At 56.4% G+C, this 1,354-nt stretch carries 3 protein-coding genes; all 3 read left to right on the top strand.

The features are described from left to right. The first annotated feature begins 2 nt into the window (after positions 1 to 2). Positions 3 to 392, top strand: coding sequence for a type II secretion system protein (locus AACS18_RS02135; protein ID WP_258228823.1), 390 nt, complete (start codon positions 3 to 5; stop codon positions 390 to 392). A gap of 66 nt (positions 393 to 458) precedes the next feature. Next, positions 459 to 950, top strand: a complete 492-nt coding sequence (locus tag AACS18_RS02130) for a prepilin-type N-terminal cleavage/methylation domain-containing protein (protein ID WP_108613592.1) — start codon at positions 459 to 461, stop codon at positions 948 to 950. Continuing rightward, positions 937 to 1,354 (top strand): prepilin-type N-terminal cleavage/methylation domain-containing protein (locus AACS18_RS02125; RefSeq protein WP_108613591.1); only part of this gene is annotated, 418 nt, incomplete at its 3' end. The genes AACS18_RS02130 and AACS18_RS02125, both read left to right, overlap by 14 nt.

The following is a 1,354-nucleotide window of genomic DNA, read 5'->3' as shown; positions in this document are numbered from 1 at the left end:
TCGTGATCATCATTCTGGGTATTCTGGCGGTCACCGCTGCACCCAAGTTCCTGAATCTGCAGGATGATGCCAAGAAGTCTGCTGCTCAGGGCGTGCAGGCGGCAGTCAGCAGCGCTGCCCAGCTGGTCTACAGCAAAGCGGCCTTGGTAGGTGTCGAGCGTGATGCCAGCGGCGCCGTCAGCAGCAGCGATGGTACCAGCATTGATGTTGTGTATGGTTATCCTGCTGCTACCACCAATGGTATCCAGCGTGCCGTCACCATCGACGGTTCCTGGGCTGGTGCTGCGTCTGGTGCAAACTTCGTATTTGCTACCAGCGGTTCCAAATGTACAGTGACCTATGCTCCTGCAAGCAGCACTGCTGGTGCCACCACTACTCTGGGTGGATGCTGATTCAGCATTAGTGTCAAGGAGGCGAGGCTTATGCCTCGCCTCCTTGTTTATGAACAGGGAACGAGAATGCAACGAGGCTTTACCCTGATTGAACTGGTACTGGTGATCCTGTTACTCGGGATTCTGGCCGCCTTTGCCGTGCCGAAATGGCTGGGCAAAGGCGGCTTTGAAACTCAAACCGTACGTGACGAGCTGCTGACCCGGCTGCGGCTGGTGCAGACCGTCAATATGCATGAGCCAGCCAACCGTTGTACCCAGCTGGTGGTTGCCTCTCCCCGTTTTGCCCACCGAACTTATGCTGCGTGTCCCGCCAGCGATGATCTGGATACCAATAGTGGCTGGACTCCCCAGTTGGAGACCTGTGGTCGACTGGTTACGCCCTCTGCCGGTATCTCCATCTCCCTAGATAACAACAACCGCTTCGTGCTGCGCTTCGATCAGATGGGCAGACCGCTAGGCAGCAGCTGTGCCACCGGTTGTACCCTGTTGGTCAGTGATGGCCGTGAAACCGGTCGTATCAAGATTGAATCGGAGGGGTTTATTCATGAGATCCCTTAAGCGCGGTTTTACGCTGATTGAGCTGATCGTTGGCATAGTGCTGCTGGCGGTGGCCTTGACCGGAATCCTGGGGTTGCTTATCAATCAGGCGCCGCAGGCGGTAGACCCGGTGCAGCAGGTACGCGCTGCTCAGCTGGCCCAGCGCCTCTCCGGCGAGATCTTGCAAAAGTCGTTTGATGAACATTCGGATCATAACGGTGGTCGTTATCGTTGTGGCGAGCAGGTGGCTGGGGTGACCATCTCTTCCTGCTCCACCAGTTATGGCCCCGATGGCGAGCCCGCATCCTATGCCTATAACGATGTGGATGATTTCGATACCGCAGGTAGCTGGGTGGATGCCAACACCCTGACCCAAACTGAGGTAGTAGTCAGCAGCGAGGAGTATCGCAACTATCAGGTGAAAA

Origin of the sequence: Aeromonas sp. HMWF015, assembly GCF_963878965.1 — a bacterium.
Classification (GTDB): domain Bacteria; phylum Pseudomonadota; class Gammaproteobacteria; order Enterobacterales; family Aeromonadaceae; genus Aeromonas; species Aeromonas veronii.
Note: the sequence above shows the minus strand (reverse complement) of the source record. Positions and strands in the feature narration are given on the sequence as shown.

What these genes read in the sequence shown, in the direction of transcription:
- AACS18_RS02130 (WP_108613592.1), top strand. Translation starts at nt 459, where the DNA reads ATGCAACGAGGCTTTACCCTGATTGAACTGGTACTGGTGATCCTGTTA.